Below are 19980 nucleotides of genomic sequence, written 5' to 3'. Positions count from 1 at the left end.
GTCGACGCCGGAACCCCGACGTCGACCGGGCAGGGTCGACGCCGGGGTCCTGGTGTCACAGCGCCAGCAACGCCCGCACCGGGACGCTGCTGTCGGACAGCGGCCGGACCGCCATCCTCAGCAGCGCCAGCGGGCTGTCGTCGCCGGCGATGCGGTTGGCGCTCAGCTCACCGCAGACCAGGCAGTGGTGGATGAGCAGCCACTCGCCGTCCGGTCGGATCGACAGGCTCAGCGCCTCCATCCGCCCACCGCAGTCGGCCGCGCGGTCGCCGGGCACCCGGCCGTCCACGTGCCGGCTGCTCAGGCACTGCGGGCAGTGGTTGCGGTGCGCCGTGCCGGGCGCGGCGAGCGGCACGTCCAGCCGGCAGCCCGCGCAGCGGAACGCGCCGCCGGGCCGCCGGTCGGCGCCGGGCGGTGCGTCCTTGCGCCGCTGGACGCGCCGGTCGGTGTGCCGCGAGTTGTGCCGTGGCATGGTCCTCTCCCGTCCCCGACGACCTCACAGGTCGCCGAAAACCTCCAGTGGGAACGGCGGCTGGGCCAGCGGGCGGACGGCCAGCCGCATCAGGATGAGCTGGTTGTCGTCGCCCTGCACCCGGTTCGCGGTCAGCTCGTCGCACCGCGTGCAGCGGTGGACGACCTTCCAGTCGCCGTTGCGCAGCACCGCGATCGAGATGGGCGACATCCGCGCCTGGCACTCGGACGGCCCGCCCTCGACGTGGTCCTGGACGTGCCGGGAGTGCAGGCAGCTCGGGCAGTGGTTGCGCCGCCTGCCGTCGGGGGCCGCCGCGGCGACCGTCAGCCCGCACCACACGCAGGCGAAGGTCTCCGTGCGCGAGCCGGAGTGGGATGGGTTGTTCTTCTTGTCGGTGTTGGACACCCGGAACTCTCCTAGCCGGATCTCGTACTTCGTACGGTCGAAGGCCGGAGGGGGCCGAGCGGTCCTCACCCGTGGGGCGGGCCGTGTCGGAAAACGGGCAGCCCGAAGCCGCACCGGAGGATGCCGGGAAAACCGACGCGCGCGAGCGGTCAGTGACAGGACCCGGCCGAGGTGCGGTGGGGAGGCACACTCGGCCCATGCCGGGGCATAGATCAGCTCTTTCCAGGGCGTTGACGCCCACGAGTTCACGGTCGGACGGGTCGGACGCTACCCACCGGGCCCCGGCGGCCGCCACCGTGTTTTCGCGGCGACGGCCCATGCCCCGTCAAGGACAGCACCGACCAGGCTCCCGCGCTCAGGCGGAGGCGCGGCGCACCAGCACCGTCGGCAGGACCTCGCGACGAGCCCGGATCGGTTCCCCGCGCAGCAGCCGCAACAGGTGGGTCACCATGTGCTTCACCTGATCGCTGGTGTCCTGCCGCACGCTGGTCAACGGCGGCGAGGTGTGCGGCGCGATCATGGGGTGGTCGTCGAACCCCACCACGGCCACCTCCTCCGGCACCCGCTTGCCTGCCTCGCGCAACGCGTCCAGAGCCCCGGCCGCCATCAGGTCGCTCGCCACGAACACCGCGTCGAGATCGGGCACCCGGGCCAACAACGCGGCCATGGCCCGCTTCCCGCCCTCCCGCGAGAAGCCGCCGTCCTCGGTCGACAACGCCACCTCGTCGTCGGAAGCACCGACCGCCGACCGCCACCCCGCCAGCCGGTCCATCGCCGAGTGCTCGTCCAACGGCCCGGTCACGGACACGATCCTCTTGCGCCCCAACGAGATCAGGTGCTCGGTCGCGAGCACCCCGCCGCCCTCGTTGTCGTGGTCCACCAGGTGCAGCCCGCGCAGCGGGCCCCAGGGCCGCCCGGCGCACACCACCGGCAGCGGCAGTTTCCGCGCCACGGCAGGCAACTGGTCGCCCTTGTGGGGCGCGAACATCAGCGCGCCGTCGACGTGCCCGCCGGCCAGGAACCGCTCCGCCCGCGCCATGTCCTCCGGCGAGTGCACGAGCAGCAGCACCATCTGCACGTCCGCGTCGGCCAGCGACCGGGCCGCCGAGCGGATCAGCCAGGCGAAGTGCGGGTCGTCGAAGATCTTCGGCTCGGGCTCGGAGAAGACCACCGCCACCGCGCCGGTCCGCCGGGTCACGAGTGCCCGCGCCGCCTGGTTCGGCTGGTAGCCCAGCTCCACCACGGCGGCCGTCACCGCCTCGTGCGCCTCGGGGCTCACCCTCGGCGACGCGTTGAGCACCCGGGACGCCGTCGCACGCGAGACGCCCGCCTTGGCCGCCACGTCCTCCAGCGTGGGCCGGGCGCTGGAGTGCGATTGGACGGACACGTACACCAACTCCTCGCCACACCGAGCCTGACCGACTCAGCTTAGCCCGTCCCCACCTGCTTGGAAGCGCTCTCACGTCGGGACGCGCCCAGCGACCCGCCCTCCCGCCGGAACGATGCCGCCGTGCCGGCACCGGTCGGCGGCGCCCGGCGAACTCAGTCGGGACACCCCGGCGGCGGGTTGCGGTTCAGGACGTGGCACGGCCAGACCCCGCGCTGGTAGCTGCTCGACGTGGAGGTCGTCGTCGTGGTCGGCGGCACGGTCGTCGTCTCGGGCGCCGGAGGTGGCGTCGTGGTCGTCGTCGTGACGGTCGTCGGCGGGCGGGAGGTGGTCGAACTCGTCGGCGCGGTCACCGGGTCGGTGGTCACCACGCTCGGCACGGTGGTCGACGTGCTGGAGGTGGCGGACGGTCTGCTGGTGATCCACGTGGACGCGGGCGGCTCGGCCTTCTGCCCGTCGTCCATGCCGTCGATGTACACGCCGATCAGCACGCCGGTCAGCGCCGACGCCGCCACGGCCAGGCCGCTCGCAGCCCAGAGCACCCGCACGGCCGACCTCCGACATCTCTTCGTGGGCGTTTTCTCGTTGTTGGCGCAAACGGTAAGGCGGCAGAACAGTACCGCTTGATCGACAGGTCTCAGTCGACCCACGTCACGTCGGCCGCCTCCGCCATCCGGTCGATCTCGGCGAGCACGGCCTTCCGCCTCTTTGCGGACAACGAGCGGAAGGGCTCCACGGTCACGGCCGTGCGGCGTCCTTTGCGCTCGGCCGACCACACACCGGCCATCAGCCCGTCCACCAGCAGCACCGGCGACAGCCACCCCTGCGGCCGGTAGACCCGGGCCGGCGAGCCGCCGTCGAGCAGGTGCTCGGCGTGCCTGCTCGCGGCCACCACGTACTGGTCGAACGCGGGCAGCAGGCGCACGCCGGCCACCGGCTCGACGTCCCGCAACGCGGACGCGGAATCGGTGCGGAACCAGCGCGGCACACCGTCGACCTCGACCGGCATGATCCGATCACCCAACGTCTTGAACACCCGTCCGCCCTCCGCCGGGCTGACGCCCCACCAGCGCGCGAACTCCTCCCGCGTCGCGGGCCCCTGCTGGGCGAGGAACCGCAGCGCGATCTCCGCCACCGCGTCGGCCGGCGGCGGGCCGACGTCGATCCAGGTGTCCGGTCGGGTGAACCGCACGAGCTGCCCCTCACCCGGCCCGAACACCAGCCGGCCCTGGAACGACGCCGGCTTGAGGTACACGCCCCAGCTCTCCCGCAGCTTGTCGCCGATGTGCGGTGACGTCCGCCGGGCCACCTCGTCGGCCAGCTCGGCGCGGGTCAGCACCTGCCCCTTCAACGCGTCCGACACGCCCTCCAGCAGGGCTTCGAGTTCTTCGGCGGTGATGTCGAAGCCCCGGTGCCAGACCGGCTTGCGGTAGTGCTGGTAGGTGGCGAAACCGGCCTGCCACAACGCGTACTCGCGGGACGGCAGCAGGTGCAGCGTGCCGCGCATGGACCACGTCTTGACCAGCGTCCGGTCGTCCCACAGCGCCTTCGCGACGAAGTCCGGAGGGAGCCCGTCGACCCGTGCGTGCAGCGTCGCCTCGGCCGACGCCATCAACTGCGCGTGCAGGCCGCACAGCTCGGACACCACGTCCAGGGCGTCCTCGGCGGGCCGCCGGACGTCCAGGCTGTGCGCACGGACACGCCACGCGGCAACCTGCCGCCAGGTCACGTTCACTCTCGCTCCTTCACCGCCCGCTCGATCACCGCGAGCCGCCGCTCCAAGCTCGCCGCGCCGAGCACCCGTGCCAGCACGAGCGCCGCGCCGGACAGGCCCGCGACCAGCACCGCGCCGGTCATGTGCCACGTCGGCGCGTCACCCGTGCAGGTGAAAACCTCGGTGAACCGCTCGGACGAGCAGGTCACGAACGGCACCGCCGCCAACCCGATGCCCGCCGCCGCGACCCCGCCCAGCAGGGCCGACCCGAACGTGCGCATCAGCGGGAACGCGGCGTTGGCCGCGCCCATCGCCGCGATCGCGAACAGCAGCGGCACCGGGTGCGGGAACGGGCCGAACACCGCGCAGCCCAGCATCAGCGAGGCCACCACGGCGAGACCGGTCCGTTCACCCACGCGCCGACCCTAACCCGCGCCGCCGGCGAGACGTCAGAAGTTCGTAAGGCGTTTCCGGGACTCTGATGGGTGTCCGATTCGTCAGAGTTGTCGAAACAGACGAAACGGAGAGGCGTGCGATGTCCAAGCGTGTGGTGGTGATCGGAGTCTCGGCGGTGCTCGTCGTGGCACTGGCGGTGGGCCTGTACCTGTTCCAGCCGTGGCGGGTGTTCACCAACACCACGGCCAACGAGGCGCTGCTGGTGCCGACGTCCACGCCGACGTCGACGCCGACGTCGACGGCGGTGGAGCCCACGGCCTCCACACCGGTGGTGACCACCACGACCACGCCCGCCGGCCCGGTCGCCCTGGCGTCCGGCCCGTTCCGCTCGCTGGAGCACGCGACGACCGGCAGCGCGACCCTCGTGCGCCTGCCGGGCGGCGGCCACGCCGTGCAGTTCGCGGCGCTGGACACCAGCGACGGCCCGGATCTCTACGTGTACCTGTCGGACAAGGCGTCGGACTCCGCGGAAGCGGCGTTCGGCTCCGGTTTCACGAACCTGGGGAAGTTGAAGGCGAACCAGGGCAACCAGGTGTACGAGGTGCCCGCCGGCACCGACCTGACCGGCGTGCGCAGCGTCGTGATCTGGTGCGCGAGGTTCTCCGCCGGCTTCGCCGTAGCACCGCTGGAACAGACGTGACAGGTATTCACGAAATCCCGCATTGGTCTGGGCCAGATATAGCCTTTTCGCCGTATTGACGTATCTGGTCTAGACCACTTAAAGTGGTGGGCGCCACATCGTCCCTCGTGGATGGGCGGGCGGATGCCCCATCGACGAGGCGCCGGCTCACTGGGGTGGGCCACCGGGTGCGGCGGCGCGGTAATGTCTCTCTCCCCACGCCGCGCCGCCGCACCCGGCCATTCCCGGGTGCTGTCACACTGTGAGTGATGCTCACGAGGACCATCGCGATCCACTACGTCACGGCCGCCCTGCGGGGCGCCATCCGGCACGGGCACGACGTGTCGGAGCTGCTCGCCATCGCGGGCATTCCCGAGGCGCTGCTGGCCGACGACCGCGCGCGGGTGACGCCCGCTCAGTACAGCAAGCTGATCCAGAACCTGTGGGAAGTGCTGGACGACGAGTTCATGGGCTTCGGGCCGCAGCGCAGCAAGCGCGGCACGTTCCCGACCATGTGCCTGCTCGCCGTGCACTGCTCCTCGCTGGAGGACGCCCTGCGGCGCGGGCTCGCGTTCTACGGGCTGTTCGACGTCCGGCCGTCGATGACGCTGTGCGAGCGGGACGGCGTCGCCCGGTTCACGCTGGCCGCCGAGGGCGTGGACGACCCGGACCGGTTCCTGATCGAGTCGCTGCTGGTGCTGTGGCACCGGTTCTCGTCGTGGCTGATCGGCCGGCGCATCCCGTTGCGCGCGGTCGACCTGGCGTACCCGGAGCCGCCGCACGCGGCCGAGTACCACCTGATCTTCGGGTGCCCGCTGCGGTTCGCCGCGCCGGAGACCGTGCTGACGTTCGACACCCGGTTCCTGCGGATGCCCGTGGTGCAGGACGAGGCCGCGCTGCGGCGGTTCCTGCGCAACTCGCCCGCCGAGCTGCTGTCCCGGCGGGACTACGGGGCGGACGCGTCCAGCCAGGTGCGGCGGATGCTCGGTAGCGGGGTGGTGGGGCTGGAGAACGTGGCCGCGCGGCTGGGGGTCAGCGCGCCCACGTTGCGGCGGAAGCTCGCGGCGGAGGGGACGTCGTTCCGCGAGGTGCGGGAGCAACTGCTGCGCGACCAGGCGGTGGCGAGCCTGGTGCGGGGCGGTGAGTCGGTGGAGGAGTTGGCGCTGCGGCTGGGTTTCTCCGAGGCGAGCGCTTTTCACCGGGCGTTCAAGCGGTGGACGGGCAACAGCCCTGGCGCGTACCGGACGGGAGCTGCTACCTAGTGCGAGGGTGGCTTGCCGGCGGCCGTGATTGCGGCCGAATGGCCGTATGCGGACAACTCCCAACAGGGTGAACTTGCGACGGGAAAGTCGTTCACCACACCGCTGCGGAGTCCTCGTGTCCAGACGTGTGTGGCCACTCGCGGCCACCCTGGTCCTCGCCCTGATCCCGATTCCACCCGCCCACGCCGAACCGGTCGGCGTCGTCTCCACCGCCGCCGAACCGGCCGGCGCTCTCTCCACCACCGCCGCCGAAGCGACCGACTCGCCCTCGGCCGTCGCCGAGCCCGACCGCGCCGGAGCAGGCGTCCTCGACCTGCCCGACGCGGTCTCCACCAGGTCCGCCGTCGACCCGGCGCGGCGCATCGAGACCGTCCGCACCACCCGCCCGGTCGCGCCGGGCGTGTCCCTGAGTTCCTTCGACTGGTACGAGCCGGGCGACGCGGGCGGCTGGGTGCGCGGCGACGCGCTGACCGTCGACCTCACCGCCGGCACGAAGGTCGACTACCTGCACCCCGGCCACGTCACCAGCGCCGAACCCCTGTCCGCGCAAGCGAACCGCACCCGCGCGGTGGCCGCCGTCAACGGGGACTTCTTCGACATCAACAACTCCAACGCCCCCGAAGGCGTCGGCATCCGGAGCGGCACGACGGTCAAGTCGCCCGCCGCCGGCCACCAGCGGGCGGTCGGCATCGACGCCGCCGGCATCGGCCGCGTGATGGACATCCTCTTCGACGGCCGGGTCACCCGACCCGACGGCAGCACGATCCCGCTGGCACAGCTCAACAGCGCATCCATCGGAGTCGGCGCGGTCGGCGTGTTCAACCCGCTGTGGGGCGCCTACAGCCGCGCCCGCGCCGTCCGCGGCGCGACCAAGGTCACGGAAGTGGTGGTGCGCAACGACATCGTCACCGAACTGCGCGGCGCTGCGGGCGACGACCCGATACCCGCCGACGGTTACGTCCTGGTCGGCCGTGAGGCGGGCGCGGACGCGTTGGCGGGCCTCACGCCGGGCCGGCGGATCTCCGTCGACTACACCGCCAAGGCAAACGACGGCGGCACACCGAAATCCGCGATCGGCGGCAACCAACTGCTGATCAAGGACGGCACGGTCGTCGCGCCCGACGACCCGCTCCACCCGCGCACGGCGGTCGGCTTCTCCGCGGACGGCAAGAAGATGTTCCTGCTGACCGTGGACGGCCGCCAAGCGCCGTTCCTGCTCGGCTTGAACCTCCGGGACATCGCGTCGATGCTCAAGGAGATGGGCGCGCACAACGCGCTCAACCTCGACGGCGGCGGCTCGTCCACCATGCTCGCCCGCACACCGGGCACGGACGCCGTGGTCGTGGAGAACACGCCGTCGGACGGCGGGGAACGCCCGGTGCCCAACGGTCTCGCGCTCTACGCGCCGGAAGGCAGCGGCAACCTCACCGGCTTCTGGACGCGCACCGCGATCGACCCACGTCGAGCACCCGGTGCGGACACCGTGGCAGGCGGCCACCCGGAACGCGTGTTCCCCGGCCTGACGCGGCGACTGGTCGCGGACGGCTACGACGAGACCTACGGCCCCTCCCGAGACCAGGCCCGCCACTGGCAGTCGTCCCGCCCGCACGTGGGCTGGGTCACGGACGGCGTGTTCCGCGCGGCCACCAAGGGGACGACCAAGGCCATCGCCCGACGCGGCGGCGTGACCGGCGAAGTCGAGCTGACCGTGCTCGGCCCGCTCACCCGGCTGTCGGCCACCTCGAACCGACTCAGCCTGCCGGAAACAGGCGGCACCGGAACACTAGGCGTCGTAGGCCACGACCCCGAAGGCTTCACCGCGCCCATCGAGCCGACCGATATCGCCCTGGACTACGACCGCGCGGTGGTAGACATCGCGCCAGGCGACCACGGCACGCTACGAGTCAAGGCCCTGAACCCGGGCGCAACCACCGTCACCGCCCGCGTCGGCGGGCAGTTGGTACGTGTGCCGGTGACCGTCGGCCTGGAAGAGAAACTGATCGCAGGCTTCGACGACGGCGCGTCCTGGACGTTCGGCTCGGCACGCGGCTCGGGCTCGGTGGCCCCGGTCGCCGGACGGACCGGCCCCGGCCTGAAGATCGAGTATGACTTCAGCCAGTCCACCGGCACCCGCACGGCTTACGCCATCCCACCGAAGCCGATCGTGGTAGAAGGCCAGCCACTGGCGCTGGGCGCGTGGGTGTACGGACACGGCCGTGGCGAGTGGACGGCGTTCACCGTGACAGACAACGCCGGACTCACCAGGTCCCTCTACGGCCCGTACATCACCTGGACCGGCTGGCGATACCTGGAGGTCGCGGTGCCCGCCGGTCTGGAGTTCCCGTTGCGGGTCAACAGGTTCTACACCATCGAAACCAAGGCGGACCGTCAGTACACCGGTGAAGTACTGGTGGACGACATCGTGGCCAAGGTGCCGCCCGCGGTGGATCTGCCTGCGGCTCAACCGATCTCGGACCGAGTGGTGGTCCAGGACGGCACGGTCGACGGACATCGGTGGCGGTTCGCGGTGATGTCGGACGCCCAATTCGTGGCGCGCAACCCGGACAGCGAACTGGTACGCGCGGCCCGGCGAACCCTGCGCGAGATCAAAGCGCAGAAGCCGGACTTCGTAGTGATCAACGGAGACTTCGTGGACGAGGCCGCACCCGAAGACCTCGCACTGGCCCGACGCGTCCTCACCGAGGAACTGGGCGACGACCTACCGTGGTACTACGTGCCGGGCAACCACGAGATCATGGGTCCGGGCAGAATCGACAACTTCCGCCGCGAATTCGGCACCACCAACCGAGTCTTCGACCACAAGGGCACCCGTTTCGTACTGCTGGACTCGTCCACCGGCACCCTACGAGGCGGCGGCTTCGACCAGACCGTGATGCTGCGCAACACCCTTCGCGACCACAGCGCGGTCAAGTCCGTCGTTGTGATGCAGCACCATCCCCCTCGTGATCCGACGCCTACCAAGGGCAGTCAGTTGAACGACAGGCTGGAAGCCGACTTGGTGGAGGACTGGCTGGCGGACTTCCGCCGCACCACCGGCAAGGGCGCACTGTTCATCGGTGCGCACGTAGGTGTTTTCCATGCGTCCAGAGTGGACGGTGTGCCTTACCTGATCAACGGAAACTCCGGCAAGGCTCCGGCGGAAGGCGGCTTCTCGGGCTGGTCACTACTCGGCGTGGACCCGTCACCACGACACGGCCAGGAATGGGTAGCAGCGGAAATCAGGCCACACGTGGACGCCCTCTCCTTGACTGCCCCGGAAACGGTCCTCGTCGGGTCGCCTGCGAAGGTAACCGCTTCCATCACGCAGGGGACGCGCCAAGTCCCGGTGCAGTACCCGGTGAGCACGGACTGGAAGGGCTCACTCAACGTCCACATCGGACAGAAGTCGGGCGTACGCCCTTGGCACGTAGCCTGGCTGAACCCCACAACCGGCACACTCACCGCACTACGCCCAGGCAGAACAACCGTGGCCGTAACTGTCAACGGGGTAACCCAACGGACAGACATAACCACCGCCTGGCCCGAACGAGGCCGCAAGGCGGCATAACCCAAGCCTGCGCGAGCACACCGACCGACCGGAAGCCTGCGCGAGCACAAAGAAGGGGCCTCGTGTTCTCCCCGTATGGCCTGCCCGCAGGGCAACCGCGCTTGTCAAGGAGGTGCAAGCACGCTCTTCGCTTGCACCTCCTTGACAAGTGTGGTGGTCTTTGACCAGGTCATACGGGGAGAACACGACGCCTTGGCATTTCCTCCCCGGAGGCCTGCCCAGCGGCGAGCGCCCGCTCTTCGTCTTGAAGCGGTCGCGATCGCGCTTCGACGAAGAGCTTCAAGCGTCCTCGCCGGACAGGCAGGCCGCCAAGGATGATCACAAAAGCAGGACCAGGGCGTCGTGCCATCCCCGCATGGCCTGGTCAAAGACCACCACCCTTGGGTGGGGAGCGCAAGCGAAAAGCGTGCTTGCACTCCCCACCCAAGCGCGGTTCCCTGCGGGCAGGCCATACGGGGATGACACGCAGCCCACCGACCGGAGTGCGCGCTGCGCGCGCCACGGCGCCGAGGGCAAGAGCGCGGAGAGTGGTGGGGTGCTCGGTAGGGTGATGATTGCGGTCGTGGTGTCTAGAGGGTCGCGCTGAGCTGCGAGTTGTGCGAAAATCGCGCTATGGTGCAGCAGCTCGATTGGAGGCAGATCGGCGGTCGGATACGGGCTGCCCGCACTCTGTGCAAGCTGTCGCAGGACCAGGTCGCTGCTCGTCTGGGGATCGACCGCACGGGCGTGATGCGCATGGAGTCGGGTGCTCGGAAGGTGTCGGCGCTGGACTTGGCTCGGTTGGCCGAGTTGTTCGAGGTGCCGCTGGGCTACTTCGTGCACAGTCCGCTGGCTGCGGTGGTCTCCAGGCGGGCCGCCGTCGTTGACGAGCCGGATGCGGCTGCGCGCGAGGTGTGGCGGCTTGACATCGCGTTGGAGGCGCATGCCCGGGATGTCGCCTGGCTGGCTCAGGCCGACCTGCTGCCCGCTGCGGCGGTCCCGGACTGGCCGCGCGAAGAACTGGCCACGGTGGCTGCCGCGCAGGCCTTCGCGCAGCGCGTCCGTCGCGCCATGGGTGCGCCCGAAGGGCCGCTTGGTCCTCTGGCGGATGTCTGCGCATACTGGGGATTGCACATGCTGGTCGTGCATCGCGATGCCGACGGCGCGAGTGTGCAGGTGGACGAGGCGCCTGGTCATGGCGCTTCGGTGATCGGGGATCAAGCCGATCCGGGGCGCAGGCGGTTCACGGCGGCGCACGAGTTGGGGCACCACCTGCTCCAGGACCCCTACTCCAGTGACGTGGGGGTCGGTGCCAGCCGTGACGAACGGGAGCGTCTCATCAACGCGTTCGCCCAGGAGTTGTTGTTGCCGGGTGACGATCTGCGTGGAGCGCTCGCGGCGGAGGGAGCCGGCGATCCATGGCCGACGTTGGTCCGCGTCGCGGCGCGGTATCGGGTGTCGTGGTCGCTGGTGGTCCGTACCGCGAAGGAGCACGGGCTGATCGATGCGGCTTCCGGTAGCACTCTTGCGGCGCGCAAGCCGGTGCACGGCGACTTCCTGTCGGTGCTCGGAAGCGCACCTGCGGTGGATCTTTCCCTCGGTACCACGTCTGCCGTGTGGAAGCAGTCCGTGTTGTCCGCGTACCAACGTGCGCTGATCACCGGAGTGCGTGCGCTCGAAATGCTGCACGGAGCGGTCGAGTCGGTGGCTGATCTGCCAACGCGGACCGGAGTGGATCGTCCCCTGTGATAACCGCTGTCCGGGACACGTCACCGCTGTTCCACGCGAGTGTCGCCGACCGTCTCGATGTGTTGGGCGACTGTGCGTACGGATCACCCGAGCCGTGGCGCAACGTCACGACCGCCACGGTGATCAGCGAGCTGGAGCGCAACGACGTCCTGCTGCCCCTCGACTGGATCGAAGTCGTGCACGTGGACGAGTTGGACGAGTTGTTGGCCACGGTCCGCTGGTCGGAAGCGATGGGAGTCGACCCCGCGCGAGGGGCGAACCTCGGCGAGGCCACGGTGTGCGCGTGGGCGGAGGTGCACGGCGCGATGGCGATCATCGATGACCAGGACGCCAGAGAGGTCGCCGCGCGGGCCGGTCTACCGGTGCACGGGAGCCTCTGGGTGATCACCGAGGCCGTCCGCGCCGGACGGATTTCCCCGGCGAGCGCGAGCAGCTTCGTCGACATCCTGATCAAGACGGGTGCCCGCTATCCCTGTGGGCTCGGCGGATTTGTCCCTTGGGCACGAGGCAAGGGACTGGTCTGAATCGGCTCGGCCCTTCGAACTGCCATGCACACACAGGTACGACTGGGGAGCCCGGTTGGGGCCGGGCTCCCCAGCGTCATGTCGGTGCTAGAACTTCTCGCCCTTGGCGGCGCGTTCCCGCAGTGAAGCGGGAGGTCGGAAGCGTTCGCCGTAGGTGTCTGCCAAGTAGTCCGCCCGTTCCACGAACTCGGTGAGTCCGTAGGCGTTGACGAACTGTAGGGTTCCGCCGCTCCAAGGTGCGAAGCCGAAGCCGAACACGCTGCCCACGTTGGCGTCCCCGACCGACGTCAGTACACCTTCGTCCAGGCACCGCACGGTTTCCAGCGACTGGATGAACAGGAGCCTGTCCTCGACGTCCTGCTCGGTCACGCCGGCGTCGTCCCGGGCGTACCGCGCCAGGCCCGGCCACAGGAACTTCTTCGCGCCCTCCGGGTACTCGTAGAACCCGGCTCCGCTCGCCTTGCCGGTGCGGCCTTCCGCGACCAGCTCCTCCAGCACCTTGAACGCCGGGTGGTCGCCGAGCGCGCCCGCGATCGACGGGTCGTCGGCCAGGGTTTGGTCGCGGATCTTCAGTTGCAGGGTCAGGGTTACCTCGTCGGACACCGCCAAGGGGCCGACGGCCATGCCGGAGCGTTTCGCCACGTTCTCGATGAGGGCCGGCTGGACGCCCTCCGCGATCATCGACGTCGCCTCCGTCACGTACGTGCCGAAGGTCCGCGAGGTGTAGAAGCCGCGGCTGTCGTTGACCACGATGGGGGTCTTGCCGATCTGCAGCACGTAGTCGAACGCCCGCGCCAGGGTTTCGTCGGACGTCTGCTCGCCGCGGATGATCTCCACCAGCCGCATCTTCGGCACGGGTGAGAAGAAGTGCAGGCCGATGAACCGGGACGGGTCGGCGACGGCCGACGCCAGGCCGGTGATCGGCAGGGTCGACGTGTTGGACGCGATCACGGCGTCCGGCAGCGCGGCGGACTCGGCCGCGGGCAGGACCTTGTTCTTCAGTTCGCGGTTCTCGAACACCGCCTCGATGATCAGGTCGCAGCCGGCCAGGTCGGCGTCGGAATCGGTCGGCGTGATACCGGGATTCCCGTTGGCGCCGCGTGTCGCCGCTTCCAGGGTCACGTCCTTCAGCACGACCTCGATGCCGGCCTTGGCGCTGACCTCGGCGATGCCCGCGCCCATCATGCCCGCGCCGAGCACCCCTACCTTGGTCACCTTCGAAGCGTCCACAGTGGACGGGCGGGAACCGCCCGCGCCGATCTCGTTGAGCTGGAACCAGAACGTCGAGATCATGTTCTTCGACACCTGGCCGGACACCAGCTCCACGAAGTACCGGCCCTCGATCTTCAGCGCGGTGTCGAAGTCCACCAGCGCGCCTTCGACCGCCGCGGCCAGGATCTTCTCCGGGGCCGGGTACACGCCGTGGGTCTTCTTGCGCAGCACGGCGGGCGCGGCGGCGAGCAGGCCGTACACGTTGGGGTCGCCGAACTTCACGTCCGGCACCGCGTGACCCGGCTGGTCCCACGGCTGCTGCGGCGCGGGGTTCGCCTTGATCCACGCACGGGCCTGCGCGATCAGGTCCTCGCGGGACGACGCCAGCGCGTGCACGATCCCCGCCTGCAACGCCCGCGCGGGCCTGAGCTGCTTGCCCTCCATCAGCAGCGGCAGCGCCGGCTGCACGCCGAGCAGCCGCACCATCCGCGTCACGCCGCCACCGCCGGGCAGCAGGCCCAGCGTCACCTCGGGCAGGCCGAGCTTGATCTTGTCGTCGTCCAGCACCACGCGGTGGTGGCAGGCCAGCGCGATCTCGAAACCGCCGCCCAGCGCGCTGCCGTTGATCGCGGCGACGACCGGCTTGCCGAGCTGCTCCAGCCGGCGCAACTGGCCCTTCACATCCTCCAGGAAGCCGAGCGCCTCACCGGCGTTGTCCGACGTGACCTGGATCAGCAGCTTGAGGTCGCCGCCCGCGAAGAACGTCTTCTTGGCCGACGTCAGCACGACACCCGTGATGTCGTCCCGCTCGGCTTCGAGCCGCCCGACGGCCTCGCCCATCGCCTCGTGGTACTCGGCGTTCATCACGTTCGCCGAGCCCGACATGTCCATGGTGAGGGTGACGATGCCTTCGTCGTCCCGCTCGTAGTGGATGGCCATCAGACCCTCTCGATGATCGTCGCGATGCCCATGCCGCCGCCCACGCACAGCGTCGCCAGGCCGCGGCGCAGGTCCCGGCGCTCCAGCTCGTCCAGCAGGGTGCCGAGGATCATGCAGCCGGTCGCGCCCAGCGGGTGGCCCATGGCGATCGCGCCGCCGTTGACGTTGACCTTCTCGTCCGGCAGGTCCAGCTCGCGCTGGAACTTCAACACCACCGAGGAGAACGCCTCGTTGATCTCGAACAGGTCGATGTCCTCCACCGACAGGCCGGCGCGGTCCAGCGCCTTGCGCGCCGCCGGGGCAGGGCCGGTGAGCATGATCGTCGGCTCCGAGCCGACCACCGCGACGGACAGGATGCGCGCGCGGGGCGTGAGGCCGAGGTCGCGGCCGGCGCGGGCGTTGCCGATCAGCATGGCCGCCGCGCCGTCCACGATCTGCGACGAGTTGCCCGGCGTGTGCACGTGGTCGATGCGCTCCACCGACGGATACCGGTCGATCGCCACCGCGTCGAACCCGAGGTCGCCGTGGAAGGAGAACGACGCCTTCAGCGCGCCCAGCCCCTCCAGCGTGGTCTCCGGGCGGATCGCCTCGTCGTGGTCCAGGACCACCAGCCCGTTCTGGTCGACCACCGGCACGATCGACCGGTCGAAGTAGCCCTTGTCGCGCGCCAGCGTCGCCCGCTGCTGCGACTTGAGCGCGAACGCGTCCACGTCCTCGCGGCTGAACCCCTCCAGCGTTGCGATGAGGTCCGCGCTCACGCCCTGCGGCACGAAGTTCGTGGCCAGGTTCGTCTCCGGGTCGGCCATCCACGCGCCGCCGTCGGACCCCATCGGCACCCGCGACATGGACTCCACGCCGCCCGCGACCACCAGGTCCTCGAACCCGGACGCCACCTTGGCCGCCGCGAGGTTCACCGACTCCAGGCCCGACGCGCAGAACCGGTTGAGCTGCACGCCGGCCGGCCTCAAATCCCACCCGGCCGCCAGCACGGCGGTGCGGGCGATGTCCGACCCCTGCTCGCCTACCGGCGACACGACGCCGAAAACCACGTCGTCCACCGCCGAGGTGTCCAGGTCGTTGCGCCGCGCCAGCGCCGCGAGCACCCCGGAGGCCAGGGTGATCGGCTTCACGCTGTGCAGCGAGCCGCGCTTCCCCCGGCCACGCGGTGTGCGCACCGCGTCGAAGATCAAGGCTTCGCTCATCGCCCTTCCAATCCGGTGTGTGTAAACGGTCGTCGCACAGTCGGTTGAGCTGTGCACGATCGCCGACGCGCCGGTCAGGCGGCCCCTCGGCCACCCGGCCCGCGATCGGCTGCCGAGCTGTCCCGCGCGTTCGGCCGCGTGCGGCCCGGCCGGCGGCCGGATACCCGTCGCCGGCCGGACATCCCACCGCCCGACAGGGTGGTCGGGGGACGTCAGGCTCCCACGGTAGGCAGCCGTGACCGGCAAGCCCATGACCGCAAGGAGTGACTTATTAGCTCACCGCCAAGCTCATCACCTCGCCCTCGCCGGAGAAGCCGAGCCGCTCGTAGAGCCGGCGGGCGGCGAGGTTGCCGCGGTACACGCGCAACTGCACGCGACGCCAGCCGTGCTCGCGCGCCCAGGCGAGGACCTCTGCGGCCAAGGCCTCTCCGACACCGCGCCTGCGGAACGGCGGTATCACCCACATTGAGTAGAGGTACAGCACGTCAGGATGGTCGTCGTGGGGCACGCCGGCCACGATTCCCACCGGATCCGGTGCTTCTGCGACCACCTTCACACCCCACCGCGGATGCAGCAGTTCGCGCCAGCGGGCCTCGTCGTAGTCCTGCTCGCGCGACAGCGTCGAGGCGAACGCCTGCGGGTCGCTGGCCAGTGCGGTGAGCCTCAGGTCACGCCAAGTCGCCCAGTCCCTGGGGGACAGCCTTCGGAGGTTCATGTCCGCAGTGTTGCGCACCACCCTGACAGTTGTGCTCACGATCGGCCGGCAGTTGTGGGTGTGGCGGTCATGGCGGCGGGCCGGTGGCGGTGGGACCGTCGACGCCATGCCTACGCGCCGTTCCCCCTGGATGACCGACGACCTGGACCAGCTCCGTCAGCTCGCCCGGACGTTCTTCGAGAAGGAATCGGTCCCGAACCTCGAACGCTGGGCCGCGCAGAAGCACGTGGACCGCGAGTTCTGGACCAAGGCGGGCGGACTCGGCCTGCTGTGCGTGTCCGTCCCCGAGGAGTACGGCGGTGGCGGGGGCACGTTCGCGCACGAGGCGGTGCTGCTGGAGGAGCAGGCCCGCGCCGGCGACAGCGCGTGGGGCAACAGCGTGCACAGCGGGATCGTCGCCCACTACATCCTCGCCTACGGCACCGAGGAGCAGAAGCACCGCTGGCTGCCCAAGCTCGCGAGCGGCGAGTACGTGGGCGCGATCGCCATGTCCGAGCCCGGCGGCGGCTCCGACCTGCAGAACGTGAAGACGCGCGCGGTCCGGAGCGGCGACGAGTACGTCATCAACGGGTCCAAGACGTTCATCACCAACGGCGCGCAGGCCGAGCTGGTGATCGTGGTGGCCAAGACCGACCCGAGCCAGGGCGCGACCGGCATCTCGCTGCTGGTGGTGGAGACCCCGCTGGCGCCCGGCTTCCGGCGCGGCCGGGTGCTGGACAAGATCGGCCTCAAGGGGCAGGACACCGCCGAGCTGTTCTTCGACGACGTCCGGGTGCCCGCGGACAACCTGCTCGGCTCGGCCGAGGGGCAGGGCTTCGTCCAGCTCATGCAGCAGCTACCGCAGGAACGGCTGATCATCGCCGTCGCGTCGATCGCGGGCATCGAGGCCGCCGTCGACCTCACCGTGGACTACGTGAAGGACCGCACGGCGTTCGGCCGGGAGCTGATCAAGTTCCAGAACACCCGGTTCAAGCTCGCCGAGTGCGCCACCGAGGCCCGCGTGACCCGCGCGTTCGTGGACGAGTGCGTCGAGGCGCACCTGGAGGGCAGGCTCGACGTGCCCACGGCGGCCATGGCCAAGTGGTGGTCCACCGAGCGGCTCTGCGTCGTCGTGGACGAGTGCGTGCAGCTATTCGGCGGCTACGGCTACATGACCGAGTACCCGATCGCGCGCGCGTGGGCGGACGCGCGGGTGCAGAAGATCTACGGTGGGACGAACGAGATCATGAAGGAAATCATCGCGAGGTCGCTCTAGTGGGCGGGCCGCTGGCGGGACTGCGCGTGGTCGAGCTGGCGGGCCTCGCGCCCGCGCCGTTCGGCTGCATGGTGCTCGCGGACCTCGGCGCGTCGGTGGTCCGCGTCGACCGGGTGTCCGGCGGGTTCGACGTGCCCGGCGACGTCCTCGGGCGCGGCCGGCGGTCGATCGGGGTGGACATCCGGCGGCCGGAGGGCGCGGAGCTGGTGCTGCGCCTGGTGGAGCGGTCGGACGTGCTGGTCGAGGGCTTCCGGCCGGGCGTGGCCGAGCGGCTGGGCATCGGGCCCGCGCAGTGCCTGGCCCGCAACCCGCGCCTGGTCTACGGCCGGATGACGGGCTGGGGCCAGGACGGGCCGCTGGCCGACCGCGCCGGGCACGACATCAACTACATCGCGCTCGCCGGCGCGCTGGAGCCGATCGGGCGGGCGGGCGCGCCGCCCACCGTGCCGCTCAACCTCGTCGGCGACTTCGGCGGCGGCGGGCTGCTGCTCGCGATGGGCGTGCTCGCGGCCCTGTACGAGCGCGAGCGGTCCGGGAAGGGGCAGGTGGTGGACACCGCCATGGTGGACGGCGCGGCGCTGCTGACGACGTTCCTGCACGGCATGAAGGCCGCCGGGTCGTGGCCGGGGGAGCGCGGCACGAACCTGCTCGACGGCGGGGCCCCGTTCTACGACGTGTACGCCGCCGCGGACGGCAAGTACGTCAGCATCGGGGCGCTGGAGGAGAAGTTCTACGCGGACCTGCTGGTCGTGCTGGGGCTGACCGGCCCGGACGTGCCGAACCGGCACGACCCGGCGCAGTGGCCGGCGCTGCGGGCGCGGATCGCCGGGGCCGTGGCCACTCGAACGAGGGATGAATGGGCGGCGCTGGCGGAGGGGACGGACGCCTGCCTGGCCCCCGTGCTGACGCCCGACGAGGCCGCCGGGCACGACCACAACGCCGCGCGCGGCACGTTCGTGGAGGTAGGGGGCTTGGCGCAGCCCGCGCCCGCGCCGCGCTTCGACCGCACTCCGGCGGAGACACCCTCCGTGCCGCCCTCGGCGGGGCAGCACACGATCGAGGTGTTGGAGGCGCTGGGACTGGCCGACGAGGAGATCGCGGAACTACGTCGGGCCGGCGTCGTGGGGTGACCGAACGGTGACCGGAAAATGGCCGCGTTAAATCGCCCGGAGTGCGCGGAAGAATGAGGACGGCCGGTGTCGGCCTAATGACGCACGGTGTGTGGGTCAGCGCAACCGGGTGATCGGCGCGGCTTGCGGCGGAGGGATGACGATGTCGCGGAACCTCGGTGTCAGTGCCAGGGGGAGTGGGCGAGTGGCCCGTACCTTGGTCATCGGCCGGGGCCCGGCGGCCCTTGATCGTCCGTTCGGGTGACTGCCGGCACGGCTCAGGCGTAGCTCCCTGCGTGATCGTACGCCCAGACGTGGGATCACGGCGGGTCCGGCGTTCATCGTCCGGGTGAATGGGGGACCATGGCGGGTAACACGGCGGGCACCACGCCTGTCGGCCGGGCACCTGTGAACGGACGGAGAGGGACTCGTGAACGTCAAGAAGGTGGTGACGCTGGCAGCCGTCGCGCTGCTGCTGTTCCTCCTGATCACCCAGCCCGACCAGTCCGCGGAGGCGGTGAAGACGGGCCTCGGCTGGCTCCGCCAGGGCGCCGAGTCGATCATCACGTTCGTCCGGGGGCTCTTCGGCTAGTCCACCTCGCGAGGCCTCGGTGGTCTGGTCACCCGGGGTGACGGTCAAGTCCGACCGTTGCACCGTCTGGGTGGAATGAGGGCTATAACGCCCTGGTAACAGGGTTTTTGACAATCCAGGGTCTAGCGGTTGTCGGTACCCGCTAATACGGTGCGCTGCATTGGCTGATCTTCGACCGATGAGGAGGCAGAATGGTCGAGGACTCCGGAGTCGACGAGCTGCTGCGGCAGTGGGCGGCTGAGCGCTCGGACGACGCCGAGCTGCAAGAGGTGAACCGGATCAAGGACGAGTGGCTGGCCGAGGCCCCACCGTCCGCGCCGGGAATCCCCGTGCAGCGGGCGAATGGCGGGTCACGCGGACTGGTTCGGGTCGAGTCCGCGGACCCGGCGTACGTGGCGGCGATGAGGAAGCGGGCTCCCGAGGTGCCCGAGGTCCTGCTCGCGGCCGCCGCCAGCTACTGGCAGTTGGTGGGCGACCTGTCCGAGGCGGAGCTGTGGTGGGACGCGGGTATCAGCCCGTTGGACCAACGGGCTCTCGACTACCGGGCGGCCGGGCTCACGCCCGCCGACCTGGGACGTCGACTCGGACCGATGACGGTGCTCCAGCACCTGCGTCGGGGAAGCGCGGCGGCCTGGTGTGTGGCCAGGTTGCAGCGGCAGCGCCGGGACGGCGTTGCGTGAGGTTCGGGCGTCGCGCCGTGAGGGGCGCGACGTGAGTCGGGACTAGCACCAACCGGGAGGGCGGGCTCCTACGCGAGGAGCCCCTTCCGACGAGGACCCGGTGTCGACGGAAGGCCCGGTGTCGTCCGGTGCGGTGGTCCC

18 protein-coding genes are annotated in these 19980 nt (G+C 70.4%); 10 read left to right on the top strand and 8 right to left on the bottom strand.

Annotation, left to right across the window (positions count from 1 at the left end; all coding sequences use genetic code 11):
* Window positions 1–55: 55 nt before the first annotated feature.
* The 3 genes from ACQPZF_RS32415 to ACQPZF_RS32405 all read right to left on the bottom strand — a co-directional run bounded on the left by ACQPZF_RS32415 (window position 56) and on the right by ACQPZF_RS32405 (window position 2264).
* Window positions 56–472 carry an RNHCP domain-containing protein gene (locus ACQPZF_RS32415; protein WP_433263513.1) on the bottom strand — a complete coding sequence of 139 codons (417 nt, stop codon included), beginning with the start codon at window positions 470–472 and terminating at the stop codon, window positions 56–58.
* 24 nt (window positions 473–496) lie between these two features.
* Complete coding sequence (locus ACQPZF_RS32410) at window positions 497–877, bottom strand: RNHCP domain-containing protein (protein WP_433263512.1); 381 nt, start codon at window positions 875–877, stop codon at window positions 497–499.
* A gap of 355 nt (window positions 878–1232) precedes the next feature.
* Window positions 1233–2264: a LacI family DNA-binding transcriptional regulator gene (locus ACQPZF_RS32405; protein ID WP_433263510.1), complete on the bottom strand. Its 1032-nt coding sequence runs from the start codon at window positions 2262–2264 to the stop codon at window positions 1233–1235.
* Window positions 2265–2495: 231 nt separating this feature from the next.
* Between ACQPZF_RS32405 and ACQPZF_RS32400 the strand changes: the two genes are divergently transcribed.
* Window positions 2496–2891 carry a hypothetical protein gene (locus ACQPZF_RS32400; RefSeq protein WP_433263508.1) on the top strand — a complete coding sequence of 132 codons (396 nt, stop codon included), beginning with the start codon at window positions 2496–2498 and terminating at the stop codon, window positions 2889–2891.
* Window positions 2892–2901: 10 nt separating this feature from the next.
* Here ACQPZF_RS32400 and ACQPZF_RS32395 read toward each other — a convergent pair whose 3' ends face one another.
* Complete coding sequence (locus tag ACQPZF_RS32395; RefSeq protein ID WP_433263506.1) at window positions 2902–3999, bottom strand: winged helix DNA-binding domain-containing protein; 1098 nt, start codon at window positions 3997–3999, stop codon at window positions 2902–2904.
* A complete protein-coding gene (locus ACQPZF_RS32390) occupies window positions 3996–4394 on the bottom strand; it encodes a hypothetical protein (protein ID WP_433263504.1) in 399 nt (132 codons plus the stop codon). The genes ACQPZF_RS32395 and ACQPZF_RS32390 overlap by 4 nt, the downstream gene beginning before the upstream one ends.
* A 119-nt stretch (window positions 4395–4513) precedes the next feature.
* On the opposite strand from ACQPZF_RS32390, the gene ACQPZF_RS32385 reads away from it, so the two are divergent.
* From ACQPZF_RS32385 to ACQPZF_RS32365, 5 genes are all read left to right on the top strand, one after another.
* Entirely contained in the window at window positions 4514–5074 is a 561-nt protein-coding gene (locus ACQPZF_RS32385; RefSeq protein ID WP_433263503.1) for a DM13 domain-containing protein, read from the top strand.
* 248 nt (window positions 5075–5322) lie between these two features.
* The gene (locus ACQPZF_RS32380; protein WP_433263501.1) at window positions 5323–6315 is read left to right on the top strand and encodes an AraC family transcriptional regulator; all 993 of its coding nucleotides are present in this window, start codon (window positions 5323–5325) and stop codon (window positions 6313–6315) included.
* Between the two features lie 115 nt (window positions 6316–6430).
* Window positions 6431–9883 (top strand): phosphodiester glycosidase family protein, encoded by a 3453-nt coding sequence (locus ACQPZF_RS32375; protein ID WP_433263499.1) that lies wholly within the window; start codon window positions 6431–6433, stop codon window positions 9881–9883.
* Window positions 9884–10495: 612 nt separating this feature from the next.
* Window positions 10496–11611, top strand: coding sequence for a helix-turn-helix domain-containing protein (locus tag ACQPZF_RS32370; protein ID WP_433263497.1), 1116 nt, complete (start codon window positions 10496–10498; stop codon window positions 11609–11611).
* A gap of 59 nt (window positions 11612–11670) precedes the next feature.
* Window positions 11671–12135: a hypothetical protein gene (locus ACQPZF_RS32365; RefSeq protein WP_433263496.1), complete on the top strand. Its 465-nt coding sequence runs from the start codon at window positions 11671–11673 to the stop codon at window positions 12133–12135.
* 87 nt (window positions 12136–12222) lie between these two features.
* Here ACQPZF_RS32365 and ACQPZF_RS32360 read toward each other — a convergent pair whose 3' ends face one another.
* From ACQPZF_RS32360 to ACQPZF_RS32350, 3 genes are all read right to left on the bottom strand, one after another.
* On the bottom strand, window positions 12223–14286 hold the full coding sequence (locus ACQPZF_RS32360) for a 3-hydroxyacyl-CoA dehydrogenase NAD-binding domain-containing protein (RefSeq protein ID WP_433263494.1): 2064 nt from the start codon (window positions 14284–14286) through the stop codon (window positions 12223–12225).
* Window positions 14286–15488, bottom strand: coding sequence for an acetyl-CoA C-acetyltransferase (locus ACQPZF_RS32355; protein ID WP_433263492.1), 1203 nt, complete (start codon window positions 15486–15488; stop codon window positions 14286–14288). The genes ACQPZF_RS32360 and ACQPZF_RS32355 overlap by 1 nt, the downstream gene beginning before the upstream one ends.
* Before the next feature lie 271 nt (window positions 15489–15759).
* A complete protein-coding gene (locus ACQPZF_RS32350) occupies window positions 15760–16203 on the bottom strand; it encodes an N-acetyltransferase family protein (RefSeq protein WP_433263490.1) in 444 nt (147 codons plus the stop codon).
* Window positions 16204–16333: 130 nt separating this feature from the next.
* Here ACQPZF_RS32350 and ACQPZF_RS32345 point away from each other — a divergent pair, with 130 nt between their 5' ends.
* The 4 genes from ACQPZF_RS32345 to ACQPZF_RS32330 all read left to right on the top strand — a co-directional run bounded on the left by ACQPZF_RS32345 (window position 16334) and on the right by ACQPZF_RS32330 (window position 19839).
* On the top strand, window positions 16334–17458 hold the full coding sequence (locus ACQPZF_RS32345; RefSeq protein WP_433274800.1) for an acyl-CoA dehydrogenase family protein: 1125 nt from the start codon (window positions 16334–16336) through the stop codon (window positions 17456–17458).
* Window positions 17458–18588 carry a CaiB/BaiF CoA transferase family protein gene (locus ACQPZF_RS32340; RefSeq protein WP_433263488.1) on the top strand — a complete coding sequence of 377 codons (1131 nt, stop codon included), beginning with the start codon at window positions 17458–17460 and terminating at the stop codon, window positions 18586–18588. Before ACQPZF_RS32345 ends, ACQPZF_RS32340 begins: the two co-directional genes overlap by 1 nt.
* 409 nt (window positions 18589–18997) lie before the next feature.
* Window positions 18998–19159, top strand: a complete 162-nt coding sequence (locus tag ACQPZF_RS32335; RefSeq protein WP_433263486.1) for a hypothetical protein — start codon at window positions 18998–19000, stop codon at window positions 19157–19159.
* Window positions 19160–19350: 191 nt separating this feature from the next.
* A complete protein-coding gene (locus ACQPZF_RS32330) occupies window positions 19351–19839 on the top strand; it encodes a helix-turn-helix transcriptional regulator (RefSeq protein WP_433263484.1) in 489 nt (162 codons plus the stop codon).
* The last annotated feature ends 141 nt before the right edge of the window (window positions 19840–19980 follow it).

Origin of the sequence: Actinosynnema sp. CS-041913 (genome assembly GCF_050942485.1) — a bacterium.
Classification (GTDB): domain Bacteria; phylum Actinomycetota; class Actinomycetes; order Mycobacteriales; family Pseudonocardiaceae; genus Actinosynnema.
Note: the sequence above shows the minus strand (reverse complement) of the source record. Positions and strands in the feature narration are given on the sequence as shown.